Origin of the sequence: Actinoplanes sp. NPDC026623 (genome assembly GCF_040638275.1) — a bacterium.
GTDB lineage: Bacteria > Actinomycetota > Actinomycetes > Mycobacteriales > Micromonosporaceae > Actinoplanes.
The window spans coordinates 1-15,408 of sequence record NZ_JBEZXZ010000100.1; the positions used below are offsets into that span (position 1 = coordinate 1).

12 protein-coding genes and 1 pseudogene are annotated in these 15,408 nt (G+C 71.6%); 4 read left to right on the forward strand and 9 right to left on the reverse strand.

From position 1 onward, the window contains the following. A pseudogene (locus AB0F10_RS26245) lies at window positions 1-189 on the forward strand (hypothetical protein); the annotation flags it as partial. On the opposite strand, the gene AB0F10_RS26250 reads toward AB0F10_RS26245, so the two are convergent. From AB0F10_RS26250 to AB0F10_RS26260, 3 genes are all read right to left on the reverse strand, one after another. Then, window positions 179-1,984 (reverse strand): gamma-glutamyltransferase family protein, encoded by a 1,806-nt coding sequence (locus AB0F10_RS26250; protein WP_360630358.1) that lies wholly within the window; start codon window positions 1,982-1,984, stop codon window positions 179-181. The pseudogene AB0F10_RS26245 and the gene AB0F10_RS26250 sit on opposite strands and share 11 nt — an antisense overlap. Window positions 1,985-2,058: 74 nt before the next feature. Then, window positions 2,059-3,546, reverse strand: coding sequence for an alpha/beta hydrolase (locus AB0F10_RS26255; RefSeq protein WP_360630283.1), 1,488 nt, complete (start codon window positions 3,544-3,546; stop codon window positions 2,059-2,061). Window positions 3,547-3,647: 101 nt separating this feature from the next. Further along, entirely contained in the window at window positions 3,648-6,704 is a 3,057-nt protein-coding gene (locus AB0F10_RS26260) for a M14 family zinc carboxypeptidase (RefSeq protein ID WP_360630286.1), read from the reverse strand. Between the two features lie 302 nt (window positions 6,705-7,006). On the opposite strand from AB0F10_RS26260, the gene AB0F10_RS26265 reads away from it, so the two are divergent. Next, a complete protein-coding gene (locus tag AB0F10_RS26265) occupies window positions 7,007-7,975 on the forward strand; it encodes a PQQ-dependent sugar dehydrogenase (protein WP_360630289.1) in 969 nt (322 codons plus the stop codon). An 80-nt stretch (window positions 7,976-8,055) separates the two neighbouring features. Here the strand turns inward: AB0F10_RS26265 and AB0F10_RS26270 are convergent, their stop codons facing one another. The 4 genes from AB0F10_RS26270 to AB0F10_RS26285 all read right to left on the reverse strand — a co-directional run bounded on the left by AB0F10_RS26270 (window position 8,056) and on the right by AB0F10_RS26285 (window position 11,170). Further along, window positions 8,056-8,310 carry a hypothetical protein gene (locus tag AB0F10_RS26270; RefSeq protein WP_360630292.1) on the reverse strand — a complete coding sequence of 85 codons (255 nt, stop codon included), beginning with the start codon at window positions 8,308-8,310 and terminating at the stop codon, window positions 8,056-8,058. A gap of 115 nt (window positions 8,311-8,425) precedes the next feature. Next, window positions 8,426-8,743: a hypothetical protein gene (locus AB0F10_RS26275; RefSeq protein WP_360630295.1), complete on the reverse strand. Its 318-nt coding sequence runs from the start codon at window positions 8,741-8,743 to the stop codon at window positions 8,426-8,428. A 27-nt stretch (window positions 8,744-8,770) separates the two neighbouring features. Continuing rightward, window positions 8,771-10,441, reverse strand: coding sequence for a sodium:solute symporter family protein (locus AB0F10_RS26280; RefSeq protein ID WP_360630298.1), 1,671 nt, complete (start codon window positions 10,439-10,441; stop codon window positions 8,771-8,773). Window positions 10,442-10,489: 48 nt separating this feature from the next. Further along, entirely contained in the window at window positions 10,490-11,170 is a 681-nt protein-coding gene (locus AB0F10_RS26285) for a TetR/AcrR family transcriptional regulator C-terminal domain-containing protein (RefSeq protein ID WP_360630301.1), read from the reverse strand. An 85-nt stretch (window positions 11,171-11,255) separates the two neighbouring features. Here AB0F10_RS26285 and AB0F10_RS26290 point away from each other — a divergent pair, with 85 nt between their 5' ends. Then, window positions 11,256-12,482: an FAD-dependent monooxygenase gene (locus AB0F10_RS26290; protein WP_360630304.1), complete on the forward strand. Its 1,227-nt coding sequence runs from the start codon at window positions 11,256-11,258 to the stop codon at window positions 12,480-12,482. Here AB0F10_RS26290 and AB0F10_RS26295 read toward each other — a convergent pair. Next, on the reverse strand, window positions 12,430-13,086 hold the full coding sequence (locus AB0F10_RS26295) for an HAD family phosphatase (protein ID WP_360630307.1): 657 nt from the start codon (window positions 13,084-13,086) through the stop codon (window positions 12,430-12,432). The two genes, AB0F10_RS26290 and AB0F10_RS26295, sit on opposite strands and share 53 nt — an antisense overlap. A 342-nt stretch (window positions 13,087-13,428) precedes the next feature. On the opposite strand from AB0F10_RS26295, the gene AB0F10_RS26300 reads away from it, so the two are divergent. Continuing rightward, window positions 13,429-14,445, forward strand: a complete 1,017-nt coding sequence (locus tag AB0F10_RS26300) for a glycosyltransferase family 2 protein (protein ID WP_360630310.1) — start codon at window positions 13,429-13,431, stop codon at window positions 14,443-14,445. On the opposite strand, the gene fgd is transcribed toward AB0F10_RS26300, so the two are convergent. Continuing rightward, window positions 14,394-15,401: a glucose-6-phosphate dehydrogenase (coenzyme-F420) gene (fgd, locus tag AB0F10_RS26305; RefSeq protein WP_360630313.1), complete on the reverse strand. Its 1,008-nt coding sequence runs from the start codon at window positions 15,399-15,401 to the stop codon at window positions 14,394-14,396. The genes AB0F10_RS26300 and fgd overlap by 52 nt on opposite strands. Window positions 15,402-15,408: the final 7 nt, after the last annotated feature.

The window sequence follows — 15,408 nt, forward strand, 5'->3', positions numbered from 1 at the left end:
GCCCTGGACGGGCTGCTCGCGGCGGGCGTGCACACGGTGGCGATGTTCGCCGTGATGGCGACCTGCGCGCTGCTGGTCTACGAGTTCGTGGGCCTTGGCGTGCTGCGCCGGGCCTGGTTCAACGTGGACCGGCTGTGGGCCGCGGTGATGGTCGCGGCGGGCGCGCTGACGATCGCCCTCACGGCGTGAGCCCGCGGGGCCGGACCACCGCCGCGGCCCCGCCGCCGCGCCTCACCGGCTCGGCGGTGGCGATCAGGGAACCGCCGGGGCGGAACTCGATCGCGGTCGCCGCGCCCAGCTCCGCGACGTCCGGCCCGAAGCTGTGGCCGAGCTCGGTCAGCCCGGGCCCGTAGCGGGTGTGGAAGGCGGGCTCGGCCTGAATGCCGGCGGTGTTGCGCTGCGAGGCCCGCGGCGCGGCCATCGCCTCCGGCAGCGTCATGCCCAGGTCGACCCGGTTGATCAGCATTTGCAGCACGGTGGTGATGATCGTGGCGCCGCCGGGCGAGCCGAGCGCCAGGAACGGCCTGCCGTCCTTGAGCACGATCGTCGGCGACATCGAGCTGCGCGGCCGCTTGCCGGGGCCGGGCAGGTTCGGGTCGGGCGCGGTGCCCTGCGTACCGGTGAAGTTGAAGTCGGTCATCTCGTTGTTGAGCAGGAAGCCGCGGCCCGGAACGACCATCGCGTTGCCGCCGGTCTGCTCGATGGTGAGGGTGTACTCGACGACGTTGCCCCAGCGGTCGGCGACGGTGAGGTTGGTGGTGCTCTGTCCGTCCTCGACCGGGCCGCCGACTGCGGCCGGCGTGCACCCGGAGGCGTTGATGTCGCCCGGCGGCACCGGCTTGGTGAGCGCGTGCGCGGGGTCGATCTGGCAGGCGCGCCGGGCCGCCCACGAGTCGCTGATCAGCTTGTGCAGGACGGAACGCGGGGTGTAGGCGCCGACGTACCGGTTGCGGTCGGCGAACGAGAGCGCGGTCGCCTCGGCGTACCGGTGAAGTGCCTGGGTCGTCGAGACCCTGGACAGATCGGTTCCCTCGAGGATGTTGAGCGCCTCACCGACGGCGGTGCCGCCGCTGGACGGCGTCGACATGCCGTAGACGTCGAGCCCGCGGTAGCCGGACCGGGTCGGCGCCGGGAACCGCGGCCGGTAGCCGGCCAGGTCGGAGAGCCGCAGGTCGCCGGGGCGGATCGGGTAGGGCCAGGCGCCGATCGGGTGTGCGGACACCGGCGGGCGCCGCACGGTCCGGACCAGGTCGGCGCCGACCGGCCCGGTGTAGAAGACGCCGGTGCCGCGCCTGGCGATCAGCCGGTAGGTGTCGGCCAGGTCGGGATTGCGCTGGATCGAGCCCACCGCCGGGGGTGCGCCGCCGGGCAGGTAGAGCGCGCTGGTGGCGTCGAACTGCCCGAACGCGGCGGCGTTGTCGGCGATCTGCTGCCGGAAGGTGGCGTCGACGGCGAAGCCCCGGTCGGCGACCGCGGCGGCGGGCCGCAGCAGGCCGGCCAGTGACCGCGTGCCCCACCGGTCGGCGGCCGCCTCCCAGGTGGCGAGGGTGCCCGGGGTGCCGGCGGAGAGGCCGCTGACCCGGGCCTCCTGGAAGTCGTAGGGCAGCCCGTCCGCCGGGTCGACGAAGATGTCCTCGGTCATCGTGGCGGGCCCGGACTCCCGGCCGTCGATGGTGTGCACCCGCCGGTGCGCGGCGTCGTAGTAGACGAAGAATCCGCCGCCGCCGATGCCGGCGGAGAACGGCTCGGTGACACCGAGCGTGGCCGCCGTGGCGATGGCGGCGTCGACCGCGTTGCCGCCCCGGCGCAGGACGTCGAGCCCGACCGCGGTCGCGGTCGGATCGACGGTGGTGACGGCGCCGCCGTATCCGGTGGCGGTGGGGTCGCGCGGCGGCGCGGTGACGTGCGCGGACGCCGCGGTGGGCACGAGCGCGGCGGTGGTCAGGGTGAGCGTGGCCGCCATGGCCAGCGCGAACGGGCGCATCATGCCTCCGGGCGATGAGGACAATGGACGGACTCCTCCTGCCTACCGGCAGAGGGCTTCGGGCACAAGCCGGGCTAGAACGAGGACCGGTCCAGCACGACGCCGACCCCGGCCGGCTTCGGCTCCACCGCCGCGCAGCTCGCCCCGGCCGTGACCGGCCGGAGCTCGAGCAGGTAGCGGTCCACCGCCGCGTTCACGCAGTCGCCGCGGCCGTACGCCACGTGGCCCCAGCCCTCGTACGTCAGCAGGAACGCCCGCGGGCCGAGCTGGGCGGAGACGTTGCGGGCCCAGGCGTACGGGGTCGCCGGGTCGTGCCGGGCGTTGACCAGCAGCACCGGGCCGGTACGGGCCGCCGGCAGCGGGGTCTGCGGGTTGTCGGTGCCCCGGGTCCAGCCCAGGCAGGTGTTGACCGAGGAGAGCGTCGCCGGGGAGAACAGCATCTGCGGCGCCCGCTCCGCGGCCCGGTCCAGGTGGGCCCGCAGTTGCGCGTACCCGGTGACGGGCACCGCCCAGTCGTTGCAGAACGCGGCCGGGTAGCTGTGCTCGCTGACGTCGGCGTGGTCCGGCGCCCGCCGGCCGGGCACGCCCCCGGCCGCGTCCCTGAGATAGCTGCCGAGCGAGTGCCACTGCGGGTCGTACAGGGATTCGACGGCGACCTTGACGAGCTTGTAGACGGTCAGCCGGTTCGCCGGCACGTACGGGTCCCACAGCATGCCGTCGCGGGCGGCGGCCAGCAGCGTGTTCCAGATTCCGCGCACGTCGAGCCCGTGGACCGCGCACTCGACGCTGCGATCGCACCACTTCACGAACTCGTCGAAGGAGTCCTGCGCGGCGGCGGCACCGCCACCGAGGAAGCCGTCGACGTCGATGCTGTGGTCGACGACGCTGTCGAGGACCAGGGCGCGGATCCGGCGCGGGTAGCGGGCGGCGTACTGCTCGCCCAGCAGGGTGCCGTACGAGGCGCCGTAGAAGCTGATCTTCTTCTCGCCGAGCGCGCCCCGCAGCGCCTCCAGGTCCCGCACCACGCTGAGCGTGTCGACGTGGCCGTACAGCGGGCCGGTGCGCTCGGCGCAGTCGGCGGCGAGGCGGCGGTTGTAGTCGACGGCCGCGTCGTACTGCCACGCGTCGTCGACGGCGATCGGCGGCCCGGCGGCCAGCAGGGCGGTGGAGCAGACGATCGGGTGGCTGCGGGAGACGCCGCGCGGGTCGAAGCCGACGACGTCGAACCGGCGGAGCAGTTCCGGGCCGAGGAAGGAGGTGCTGCTGAGGGCGAAGTCGACGCCCGAGCCGCCGGGGCCGCCCGGGTTGATCACCAGGGTGCCGATCCGGTCCGCCGGGTCGGTGGCGGGGCGGCGGGCGATCGCGACCCGGATCGACGGCCCGTGCGGGTCGTCCCAGTCGACCGGGACCTCGAGCCAGGAGCATTGCGCGGTCTCGTCGTCGGCGCAGGGCTGCCAGTCCGGCGCGGCGTCGCGCACCGCCCGGGCGGGGGTCGCGATCAGGGTCGATGCCGCCAGGACAGTCAGGAACGCGGCCAGGATCGGCCGTGTCGTCGCTCGCACCGGTTGTCTCCGCCCTGCACGGCAGGCGCGCCGCGCGCCTCCTGTTTAGGGCAAGCGCGCGGCGCGATCTACAGAAACAGGCGTTTTACCGCCTAAAGTGACTAAACCTTCAGGTGACGCAGCACCCTCTTCATCAGGTCGACCCGTTGCGCCTCGGGCAGCCCCTCCAGGCCGAAGCCCAGGTAGACGCTGTCCCGGGTGGCGGTGGCCGCACCCGAGTCGAAGGCGAGCTGGCTGCGCGCCCAGTCGGAGCTGTTGGTACCGGAGCCCGCCGGGGGCCCGGCGACGGTCCAGCCGCCGAGGTCGGCCTCGAACGAGGTCTCCTGCGCCACGACGCCGTCGGTCTCGATCTGCACCTTGTCCAGGAAGACGCCCAGGCCCTGGGTGCTCCAGTCGGACACGTAGGAGATCGACAGCTCCACCTGCTTGCCCGCGTACGCGGACAGGTCGGCGTCGAACTGCTTCCAGCCCGCGCTGGAGCCGGTCGCCGCGTTCCAGGTGCCGGTGGTGCCGGTCGAGCTGCAGTCGGCGCCCTGGTAGTGGGCCAGGAACGGGTGGATGGTGACGATGCCGGACTGGCAGCTGTCACCGGTCGCGGTGGTGGTCAGCCCGCCCGCGTCCGGCAGCGTCGTCCAGTCGTCGGTGCCCACGACGTGTGCCTCGACGAACATGAAGTCCCAGTTCGCCTCGGTGTCGAACGACGTCTGGAACTTCAGGTGCGCGGCGGCCGCCGACGTGAGGTCGACGGTCTTGGTGAGCCGCTTGTAGGAGACGTCCGCCTGGCCGCTCCACGCGTACCAGTCGCCGTCGAACGGTTCGTACGGCGCCGCGCCGGGCAGCTGCCAGTCGATCGGCGCCGTGCTGGCGAACTGCGGGAACTGGGCCCGCGGCAGGAAGCTCGAGGTGGCCAGGAACGCTGCCGTGTGGTCGCCGGCCGGCGTGCCCGAGAAGCCGGTGAAGGCCCCCGAGGTGCCGACGAGCGGGTACGGCGTCCCCTCCGCGCTGGTGCCACCGTCGTCGACGTACGAGTACGCGCCCAGCCAGTACTGCTGGAAGTCGTTCGCGATCGGCAGACAGGTCGGGTCGGTCGCGCTGGTGCACTCCCCCGGGCCGTCCGGCTGATACACGTACGCACCGTTGGCGCCCTGGGCGAAGCCCGCGTACTTCCCGCTGAGCAGCAGTTCGCCGCCCTCGTTCAGGTAGTCGCGGACGGCGAGCTCGGTCTCCAGCGCCGAGCGGGCCACCGTGCCGCCCGGCTGGCCGGCGGCGCGCGGGATGATGTCGTCGCCGGTCTCCCAGACCACCGCGTCGTAGTGCGACAGCACGCCGAGCGGGTGCGGCGCCTTGCGGCCGTGGGTGTCCATGTCGTACACGTCGGCCTTGCGGCCGGCGCGCCTGAGGGCCGCGACGTACTCGTCGGCGTACCGGGCGCTGGTCGCGCCGTCGGTGTTCGCCGGCGAGATGCCCGTGACGTCCTCGGCGGCGAGCACCAGCACGTCACCGCCGATCTTGTCGGCGACGGTATAGGTGAACGCGGTCGACTTCACGGTGCCCCGGCCCTTGCGGGCGGTGAACCAGACCTGCACCTTGTCGTTCGGCCGGGCCTTCGGCACCGTGCCACGCCGCTCGGCGAACCACTCGTCGACGCCGTCGCCGTAACGCTCGCCGTCGTTCCACTCCCTGGTGCCGGCGGTCTTCTCGCGGCCGCCGTTGATCTGGTAGTGCAGCGTGACGTCGCGCAGGCTGCGCCGGGCGATGACGGCCACCTTCTGGCGCGAGCCGTACGAGGTGTCGAACGCGTCGACGGTCAGGTCGGCGGTGCTGCGCCCGACGACCGACACCGGGTTGTCCGGGCTCTTCGCCGACTTGGCGACCGAGAGCGCGAACGGCAGGTTCTTGACGAACTCCTCCTGGATCAGCTTCTCGTCGTCCGGGAAGGTGAAGACGCTCTCGCAGTCAGCCGCGTTCCACTGGTCGTCCGGGTACTTGTTCGAGATGGTCTCGCAGGTGCTCATCTCGGGCGTGAAACCGATCGTTCCGGTACGCACCTGGGCGTGGAAGTCGGTGTCGCCGTTGGTGGTGTACAGCTCCGCGGAGATGTCCGGGTCGTAGCCGGGGATCGCCGGGTGCGCATCGTCGCCGGCCATCGCGATCGCGATCTGGTCGTCCGGGCTCGGCGTGCTGACCTGCCAGCCGATGCCGTAGAGCAGCAGCTCGGCGGCGGAGTGGTAGTTGACCAGGAACTCGAAGCCGACCCGCTTGAACAGGGCGTCGAGCGCCTTGGTCTCGGGCTCGGAGTTCGGGCCGGTGCCTCGGTAGGTCTCGCTCGCCGGGTCGGGCGACGAACCCTCGTTGTCATAACCCCACTTCGCCGCGAAGTTGCGGTTGAGGTCGACGCCGTCGCCAGCGGTGATCACACCGTCGCCGTTGTTGTCGCGCAGGTTCTTGCGCCACTGCCGGTTGCCCTCGGTGAAGGTGAAGTCGTAGCCGTCCGGGTTGACCACCGGCAGGAACCACAGCTCGGTGGTGTTGAGCAACCGGGTCAGCTCCGGGTCGGTGCCGTAGCCGTCGATGACGTAGTGCATCAGGCGCCGGTTCATCTCGGGAGTGATCCACTCTCGGGCGTGCTGGCCGCCGAGGTAGATCGCCGCGGGACGGCGGCCGTCCGGGACCGTGCGCGCGTCGCGCGTCACCTTGATGCCCTGGATCGGTACGCCGCGCACCGTCCGGCCGATGGTGATCAGCTTGGTCAGGCGCGGGTTGGCGGCGGCCGTGGCGGCGAGTTCGTCGCGGATGCCGCCGGGGGCGTTGTACTGCCGGAAGACCGTCGGCGCGGCGGCGGCCTGCCTGCGCATCGCCGTCGTGGTGCGCTTCTGGGTCAGCGGAATGCCCGCGGCGACGAGCCGGTCGGCTTGGCGCCGCCCGAGGATGGTCTCGACGGTGAACTTGCCGCCGGCGGCGGCGGTCATCGTGCTTTCATCGTGGTCGATGCCGACCGCGCGCAGGCGTTCGAGCTGTGGTGCGTCGAGGGTTCCGACGTACACCGCGAGGGTGTCCTCCGGTGTCGCGGCGGCGGCCGGCGCGATTGCGGACAGGACCGTGGCGGCCGCTGTCACGATCGATAATGCGCAGGCGGTAACCCAACGAGTTGGGGTCATGGTTAGAGCCTCCATGGGTGGGAAGGTCGTGTGTGGACCCTCCCGGCCATCGCGAGACGCTGTCAAGCATGCAAATCATTAGATCGGTGAAGAATCGATAACAGTACGTACTCACTCAGGCTTCTCCCAGAACCGCAGGGCACGGTGGCCCCATGTCAACCGCCTTTCGGCCGAGTGCACCCTGGGCAATAGCAGCGACGGCCGTCCTCCTGACCGGCTGCTCGAGCGACAAACCGCCCATCGCGCCCACCGCCGCCGCGTCCGCCACCATCACCGCGGCGTCGACGGCAGCGTCACCGTCCGTGAGCAAGGGCACCCCCGATCTGAGCGCGCCCGAGACCGTCGCGACCGGCCTGGACGTGCCGTGGGGACTGGCGTTCCTGCCCGACGGCAGCGCGCTGGTCGCCGAGCGGGGCGCCGGGCGGGTGCTGCGGGTGGCGCCGGGCGGTGGCGCGCCGAGGCCGGTCCTCACCGTGCCGGGCGTCGCCACGTCCGGCGAGGGCGGCCTGCTCGGCCTCGCGGTGGCCAGGGACTACGCCAGGACCGGCTGGGTCTACGCCTACTACACCGCGGCGGACGACAACCGGATCGCGCGCTTCAAGATCGGCGGCGGGGATCCGGAGGTGATCTTCGACGGGATCAGCAAGGCGGGCATCCACAACGGCGGCCGGATCGCGTTCGGCCCGGACGGGATGCTCTACGTAGGCACGGGCGACGCGGGCGAGCGCGACGCCGCACAGGACGCCGGCGACAGCAACGGCAAGATCCTCCGGCTCACCCCGGAGGGCCGGCCCGCGCCGGGCAACCCGACGCCGGGCTCGCCGGTCTGGAGCCTCGGTCACCGCAACGTGCAGGGCCTCGCCTGGGCCGCCGACGGCACGATGTACGGCATCGAGTTCGGCCAGAACACCTTCGACGAGGTCAACGTGATCAAGCCCGGCCACAACTACGGCTGGCCCAAGGTGGAGGGCAAGGGCGGCGTGGCCGGATTCACCGACCCGATCGTCACCTGGGCCACCGACGTGGCCTCACCGTCCGGCGCGGCGATCGCCGGCGACAAGCTGTACGTCGCCGCGCTGCGCGGACAGCGGCTCTGGATCGTGCCGCTCGGCGGCGGCGAGCCGAGGGCCGAGCTCTCCGGACGCTACGGGCGGCTGCGGACCGTGGCGGTCGCGCCGGACGGCGCGCTCTGGCTCACCACGTCGAACAGGGACGGCCACGTCGACCCACGGGACGGCGACGACCGGATTCTCCGCTTCCCCGCCCGGTGATCCCGGAAACGAGCGAACGCCGGCTCGGCCCCGCCCCCGGCGGGGGTCAGTGGGCGAGGCCGGCGCGGGGAGCGCGGAGATCAGACCTTGTTGTTGGGCGGCAGCAGCGGCAACTGGCTGATCACCTCGGCGTACCGGGCGATCTGTCTTCCGTTCGGCACCACGCCGAAACTACGAAGACCCTCCTGGATGGCTTGGGCAACCGCATCCTCGGACTGACCGCGATGCGTCTGCATGACCTGGTTGACCACGTAGTCAACGCGAAGTTGCATCTGCCACCCAACGTGCCGAGGAGCGGCACTGCTGGCGAGGCTGACGGCGGCGACGGGTTCCATACATCGAGTATCGGAAGTGCCCGGCACTATTCAAAAGGTCCCGGAACGGATGCAACCGGCTTGCACCCGGACCGCACCGTCCTCTCCATCAAACGGCCGATCCGGGTGCCGCCGATCAGGCGTCCGGGCGGGCATCCGCCGCCGGTCCGGCGCCCCGTTCGGGCACCCGGGTGGGCCGCAGCCACAGCCAGATCAGGAAGAAGGCGCCCAGGGCCAGCATCGCGAGGCCCATCCACAGATTGATCCTGACCCCCTGCGCCTTGTCGATCTCCGCGCTGCCGTCGAAGATCCCCACCAGCGTGACGATCAGCCCGTACACCACGAACAGGCCGCCGATCACCCGGCGCACGTCGAACAGCCGGGCCGCCGCCGACACCCGCTCCGCGTCCTCGCCCTGCTGGGCGTCGTCGGGGCGGTTCGCCTCCTCGGCCATGACGACTCCTCTCTCGGCTCGCGCCGGTCACCAGACGGGGATGTAGAACAGGAAGGCCAGCGCGACGGCGATGCCGCCGAGCAGGACCGGGTTGCGCCACCAGACCCGGTCGGCGGCGAGGATCGCCTCGCCCGACGTCGAGTCACCGGCGAGGCCGTAGACGAGGCCGCGCAGGTCGTTGTCCGGCTTGCGGGTGGTCAGCGGCGTGACCACGACGGCGAGGACGACGGCCGTGATGAAGGCCAGCCCCGCGCCCCAGAAGCTCTCCTCCAGGTCGGAGTCGAACTTGACGACGTCGCCCAGGTAGAGCAGGTAGAGGCTGAGCGACGCCAGCGTGCCGAGCACCAGCGACCAGAAGCCGGCCCAGGCGGTCATCCGCTTCCAGAACATGCCAACGATGAAGGTGGCGAACAGCGGGGCGTTGAAGACCGAGAACAGCGCCTGGATGTAGTTCATGATGTTGCTGTAGCCGGCCGCGATGAACGCCGTGCCGATGCCGATGATGACGCCGACGACGGTGGCGATCCGGCCCACCCGCAGGTAGTGCGCGTCCGAGCGGTCCCGGCGCACGTACGACTGCCAGATGTCGTAGGTGAAGACCGTGTTGAAGCCGCTGACATTCGCCGCCATGCCCGCCATGAACGACGCCAGCAGGCCGGTCACCGCGACGCCGAGCACACCGTTGGGCAGCAGGTCACGCATCAGCAGCGGGATCGCGTTGTTGTAGACGAGGTCGCCCTCGTCGGCGCCGAGACCCTTGACCGTGACGAGGGCGATCAGCCCCGGCAGCACCGTGATGACCGGGATGACCAGCTTCGGATACGCGCCGATGATCGGCGTGCGCCGGGCCGCGCTCATGTCCTTGGCCGAGAGCGCCCGCTGCACCTCCGCGAAGTTGGTCGTCCAGTAGCCGAACGAGAGCACGAAGCCGAGGCCGAACACGATGCCGATCCAGCTGGCGCCCAGCGGGTTGTCGGAGGTCGCCGTGCCCTGCCAGGTGTGCAGGCCGGCCTCGCCGAGCTTGCTGTCGCGCACCGCGTCCCACAGGCCGTCGATGCCGCCGACCTTCACCAGGCCGACGATGGTGATCGGGATCAGGCCCGCGAGGATCACCCAGAACTGCAGCACCTCGTTGTAGATCGCCGAGGAGAGCCCGCCGATGGTGATGTACGTCAGCACGATCGCGGCGCCGGTGACGATGGACACCCAGAGCGGCCAGCCGAGCAGGGCGTCCAGGACGAGCGCGAGGGCGTACAGGTTGACGCCCGCGATCAGCACCTGGGCGACCGCGAAGCTGAGCGCGTTGAACAGGTGGGTCGGCCGGTTGAAGCGCAGCCGCAGGAACTCCGGAACGCTGCGCACCTTCGAGCCGTAGTAGAACGGCATCATCACGATGCCGAGGAAGACCATGGCCGGCACCGCGCCGATCCAGTAGTAGTGCAGGGTCATCAGGCCGTACTGGGCGCCGTTGGCCGCCATGCCGATGATTTCGAGCGCGCCGAGGTTGGCCGAGACGAAGGCGAGGCCGGTGACCCAGGCGGGCATCGATCTGCCCGAGAGGAAGAAGTCAGCGCTGGTGCTGATCGCCCTTCGGGCGGCGAGGCCGACGCCGAGCACGGTCACGAAGTAGATCGCGAGGATCAGATAGTCGAACACGTCGAGATCGAGCCGTAGCCCGTCGGCCGCGAGTGTCTCCACGGGCACCTCCTATGTGGTCAGAGAGGCCGATACCCGAGGTGAAGATCATTAACACCTGCGGCTGATCAGGCTTTCCAGGCCGTCGAGGATGCGGTTCAGGCCGAAGGCGAAGGCCTGGTTCTGGCCGCCCTGCACGGCCGTCTCCGTCATCGCCGCGGCGAGGTACGGGAAACGCTCGCCGTGCCGCCGCATGACCTCGCCCACCGCGGCCATCATCTGCACCTCGTTGAGCTGCGCCTCCGCCTGCTGGACCAGCATCCGGGCGTGGCCCGCCAGCACGGCGACGACGTCGAGGCGTTCGGCGCCGGTCAGGCGTGAATCCAGGCCGAGCCCGGCCAGCGCGCACTCCATCCAGCCGAGCTCGCGCGGGCCCAGCGGGCGGCTCCCGACGGTGGCACCGACCGCCCACGGGTGCCGCAGGTAGGCCGCGAACAGCAGCTCGGACCACTCGGTGAGCGCCTCACGCCAGCCGCCCGCGCGCAGCTCGGGCGGCTCGCCGATGGCCTGCTCCACCATCAGGGCGACCAGCTCGGCCTTGCCGGGCAGGTAGCGGTAGAGCGACATCTTCGTGAAGCCCAGGTCGGCGGCGACCCGCTGCATCGACACCGCGGCCAGACCCTCGGCGTCGGCGACGGCGACGGCCGCGTCCGCGATGGCCTCGAGGCTCAGCGCCGGCTTCGGCCCCCGCGTCGGCACCGCGCGCTCGCCCCACAGGAATTCCACCGACATCCGTCAACCCCCTTGCGCTCCCGCGATAACTGTATCTACCGTACACAGAAGTTATTGATTCCGATGGACACAGTTTGGAGCCGTCATGACCGGCAAGACCGTCCTCATCTCCGGCGCGAGCATCGCCGGCCCCTCGCTGGCCTACTGGCTGGGCCGGCACGGCTTCCGGCCGACGATCGTGGAGATCGCCCCGAAGCTGCGCACCGGCGGCAACGCCGTCGACTACCGCGGCCCGGTGCACCTGGGCCTGCTGAGCAGGATGGGAGTGCTCGACGAGCTGCGCGCGGTGCAGACCGGCGGCACGGCGATGCGGTTCGTCGACGAGCACGGCCGGCGCCTCATGGAGATGCCCTCCGACTTCGCCGGCGGCGATATCGAGATCCTGCGCGGCGACCTGTCCCGGATCCTGTGCGCCGCGGGCGCCGGCCGCACGGAGTACCTGTTCGGCGACAGCATCGCGGCGCTGGACGAGACGCCCGACGGCGTCGAGGTCACCTTCGCCAGCGGCGCCCGGCGCACCTTCGACCTGGTCGTCGGCGCCGACGGCGTGCACTCGAACGTGCGGCGGCTGGCCTTCGGGCCGGAGCGGCGGTTCGTGCGCCACCTCGGCTACTACGTGGCGGGCTGGAAGGTGCCGAACCATCTCGGCCTGGGCCGCGACAGCCTGGGCTACAACACCCCGGGGCGGCTGGTCTCGATCGGCGGCGACCACCGCGATCCGGACACCGCGGGCGCGTTCGTCGCCTTCGCGTCGCCGGAGATCGCGTACGACCGGCACGACCTCGCCGCGCAGAAGCGCATCCTGCGCGAGCGCTTCGCGGGGCTGGGCTGGCAGGTACCGAGCCTGCTCGACGCCCTGGACACCGCGGACGAGCTGTACTTCGACCAGATCTGCCGGGTCGACATCGCGCCCTGGTCCCGCGGCCGGATCGCGCTGGTCGGCGACGCGGCCTGCGGCGCAACGATCGGCGGCATGGGCAACGGCACGGCTTTGATCGCGGCGTACGTGCTGGCCGGCGAGCTCGCCGCGGCCGGCGGCGACCACACGGTGGCGTTCGCCCGCTACGAGGCCCGGATGAGCGCCTTCGCCCGGCGGGCGCAGCGCGGCGGCAGCGGCGCCGGCCGGTTCCTGGCACCGCGCCGGGCGTACGGCATCCGGATGCGCAACTGGCTGCACAACCAGGGCTGGTTCATGACCCTGACCTACAAGATCGCGGGCGGCCGCAGCGCCGGCATCGACCTGCCGGTGTACGAGGCGGTCAGCGCAGCTTCTCGACCGCCTCGACCGTCAGCTCGTCCAGGCCGTCGATGACCAGGCTCGCCAGCGCCAGCGCGTCCCCGGCGGGCGGATAGACCCCGTGCGGCACCGCGATGACCGCGAGGCCCGCCGCGGCGGCCGAGCGCAGGCCGTTGCTGGAGTCCTCGACGGCGGCGCAGACCTCCGGGGTCAGGCCGAGGCGCTCGACCGCGGCCAGGTAGACGTCCGGCGCGGGCTTGCCACGCGGCACCTCCTCGGTGGACAGCGTCACCCGGAACACGTCGGCGAGCCCGGCCGTGAGCAGGACCTGGTCGATGAGGATCCGCGCGGACGAACTGGCCAGGGCCACCGGGAAGTGCCCGGCGATGCGCCGCACCGCCTCGACCGAGCCCGGGATCAGCGGCAGCGCCTCGCGGTAGCGCCGGGCCATCCGGGCTAGCACGTCCGCGGCGACCTCCTCGGGGCTGCGGGGCACGCCGACGTCCACGCTGAGGTGGGTGGCCCACTCGGGCGTGCTCATGCCCATCAGCCGGCTCTGCGTGTCGGGCAGGAACCGCCGGCCGTGCTCGGCGACGTAGCCGCGGCGCTCCTGCTCCCAGACCTCCTCGGTGTCGATGATGACCCCGTCCAGGTCGAAGATCACCGCTCGCACCGTCACGGCGCCTCGATCCGTTTCACTGAGACTCTTCCTCTCGATCGGCGGGGGTACCCGCCCGGCAACCCTAGTGCCGCGCGGGCGGCGGCGAATTCATTACGTTATGGATCTCCCGCGACCGGAAATGCCCGGTTTCCCGGCGTGGACTTCACTCTGCGTAAGCGTAGGACCGTCCACATTGTGGACCGCTCAACCGGTTAAGACGCACGGGAGCTGCACATACCTGTCTGACCGGTCGGTCCGCCCCGATCACCGTTCCGCCTAGTTGACTCACCGTAGTCGATTGGTAAGTTGTTGTCTGGTCCCCCACCCCCGCAGACCCGTACCCGCCGAGGAGCCACCGCCATGCCTCCCGCGCCGCGCCCTCCGTCCTCCCCCAGAGTGACCGTGGTGATCCCCGCCCTCAACGAGGAGCACAACCTGCCCCTCATCCTGGAGAACCTGCCGCCGGTCGACGAGGTCATCGTGGTCGACGGCCGGTCGCAGGACGACACCGTCGCGGTCGCCCGGGAGGTGCGCCCCGACGTGGTCGTGATCCGGCAGACCCGCACCGGCAAGGGCAACGCGCTCGTCTGCGGCTTCGCCGCGAGCACCGGGGACATCGTCGTCACCCTCAACGCCGACGGCTCCGCCGACCCCGGCGAGATCCCCCGCTTCGTCGACGCGCTGCTCTGCGGCGCCGAGGCGGCGCACGGCTCCCGCTTCCGCCCCGGCGGCGACCACCGCGACGGCGGCGCGCCGCAGCGCCTCGCGCACTTCGTGCTCAGCCGCACGGTGAACCTCTTCTTCGGCACCCGCTTCACGGACCTCACCTGCGGCTACGACGCCTACTGGCGAGAGCTCATACCGGCGCTCGAGCTGCCCGCGCCCGACGTTCGCGGCCCCCGGCGCGGCCTCGCCTGGGGCGAGGGGCCGGAGATCGACACCCTGACCACGATCAGGATGGCCGCGCAGGGGCTGCGGGTGGTCGAGGTGGCCACCGTCGGCTACCCGCGCATCCACGGCGACCGGCCGCGGCGGCTGCTCCCGGCCGCGCTGCGCACGCTGCGCACCGCCGGTTCGGAGTATGTGCGCCGGTGGCGGATCGGGCACCGGCCGGCACCGCGGCACCACGAGACGCCCCGCTACGAGGCACCGGCGCGTCGTTACGAGGCACCGGCACCCCGTCCGGCCGTCCACGATGACCGGCCCACCGGGCGCCACGCCGCCCGCCGGCCCGACCTCACCGTCATCCGGGGCGAGGGCCGCGACGAGCGCTGGGACGGCCCGTCGCACCTGCGCGCCGTCCCGGGCGAGAACTACGGCGGCCGTCAGGCGTTCTTCGCCCGGTCCCGCAGCCGGGGCAGGATCTCCTCGCCGTAGACGCGCAGGAAGCGATCCTGGTCCGGGCCCGGCGCGTGGAAGACCAGGTGCTTGAAGCCCATGTCGAGGTATTCGACCACCTTCGCCACGTGCTCCTCCGGGTCGGACGAGACGATCCAGCGGGTCACCGTGCGGTCGACCGGCAGCGCGTCCGCGCGACGCTGCATCTCGATCGGGTCCTCGACGCCGGTCTTCTCCTCCGGCGACAGCGCCAGCGCACCCCAGTAGTGGGTGTCGTTGCGGGCCTTCTCCAGGTCCGGGTCGAAGGAGACCTTCACCTCGATCATCAGGTCGATATCGTCCAGCGGGCGGTCCGCCTTCTCCGCGCCCTCGCGTACGGCCGGGAGCAGCGTCTGCGTGTAGAGGTCGTGGCCCTTGCCGCTGGTGGTGATGAAGCCGTCGGCGATGCGCCCGGCGAGCCGGGTCGCGGCCGGGCCGGAGGCGCCGATGTAGATCGGCACCGGCTGCTCGGGCTTGTCGTAGATCGTGGCGGCCTCGGTGCGGTAGAAGGCGCCCTCGAAGGTCACCCGGTCCTCGGCCCAGAGCCGGCGGATGAGGGTGACCGCCTCCTTGAGGCGGGCGAAGCGCTCCTTGCCGTCCGGCCACACCAGGCCGAGCGGGACCTCGTTGAGCGACTCGCCGGAGCCGACGCCGAGGATGACCCGGCCGGGCGCGAGGCAGCCGAGGGTGGCGAAGGCCTGCGCGACGACGGCCGGATGGTAGCGGAAGGTCGGGGTGAGCACGCTCGTGCCGATGAGCACCCGCTCGGTGCCCGCCGCGAGCGCGCCGAGCCAGGGCAGCGCCGCGGGCGCGTGCCCGCCGTCGTGCCGCCAGGGCTGCAGGTGGTCGCTGACGAAGACCGAGTCGAAGCCCAGCCGCTCCGCCTGCACGCCGTAGCCGAGCAACTCGCGCGGCGCGAACTGCTCCGCCGATGCCTTGTAGCCGAACCGAATCATGATCCGA

Bases quoted from the DNA above. Each gene is read 5' to 3' on its own strand.
- AB0F10_RS26270 (WP_360630292.1), bottom strand. From the start codon at position 8,310: ATGGAACCCGTCGCCGCCGTCAGCCTCGCCAGCAGTGCCGCTCCTCGG.
- AB0F10_RS26300 (WP_360630310.1), top strand. From the start codon at position 13,429: ATGCCTCCCGCGCCGCGCCCTCCGTCCTCCCCCAGAGTGACCGTGGTG.
- AB0F10_RS26290 (WP_360630304.1), top strand. From the start codon at position 11,256: ATGACCGGCAAGACCGTCCTCATCTCCGGCGCGAGCATCGCCGGCCCC.
- AB0F10_RS26260 (WP_360630286.1), bottom strand. From the start codon at position 6,704: ATGACCCCAACTCGTTGGGTTACCGCCTGCGCATTATCGATCGTGACA.
- AB0F10_RS26285 (WP_360630301.1), bottom strand. From the start codon at position 11,170: ATGTCGGTGGAATTCCTGTGGGGCGAGCGCGCGGTGCCGACGCGGGGG.
- AB0F10_RS26250 (WP_360630358.1), bottom strand. From the start codon at position 1,984: ATGCGCCCGTTCGCGCTGGCCATGGCGGCCACGCTCACCCTGACCACC.
- AB0F10_RS26275 (WP_360630295.1), bottom strand. From the start codon at position 8,743: ATGGCCGAGGAGGCGAACCGCCCCGACGACGCCCAGCAGGGCGAGGAC.
- fgd (WP_360630313.1), bottom strand. From the start codon at position 15,401: ATGATTCGGTTCGGCTACAAGGCATCGGCGGAGCAGTTCGCGCCGCGC.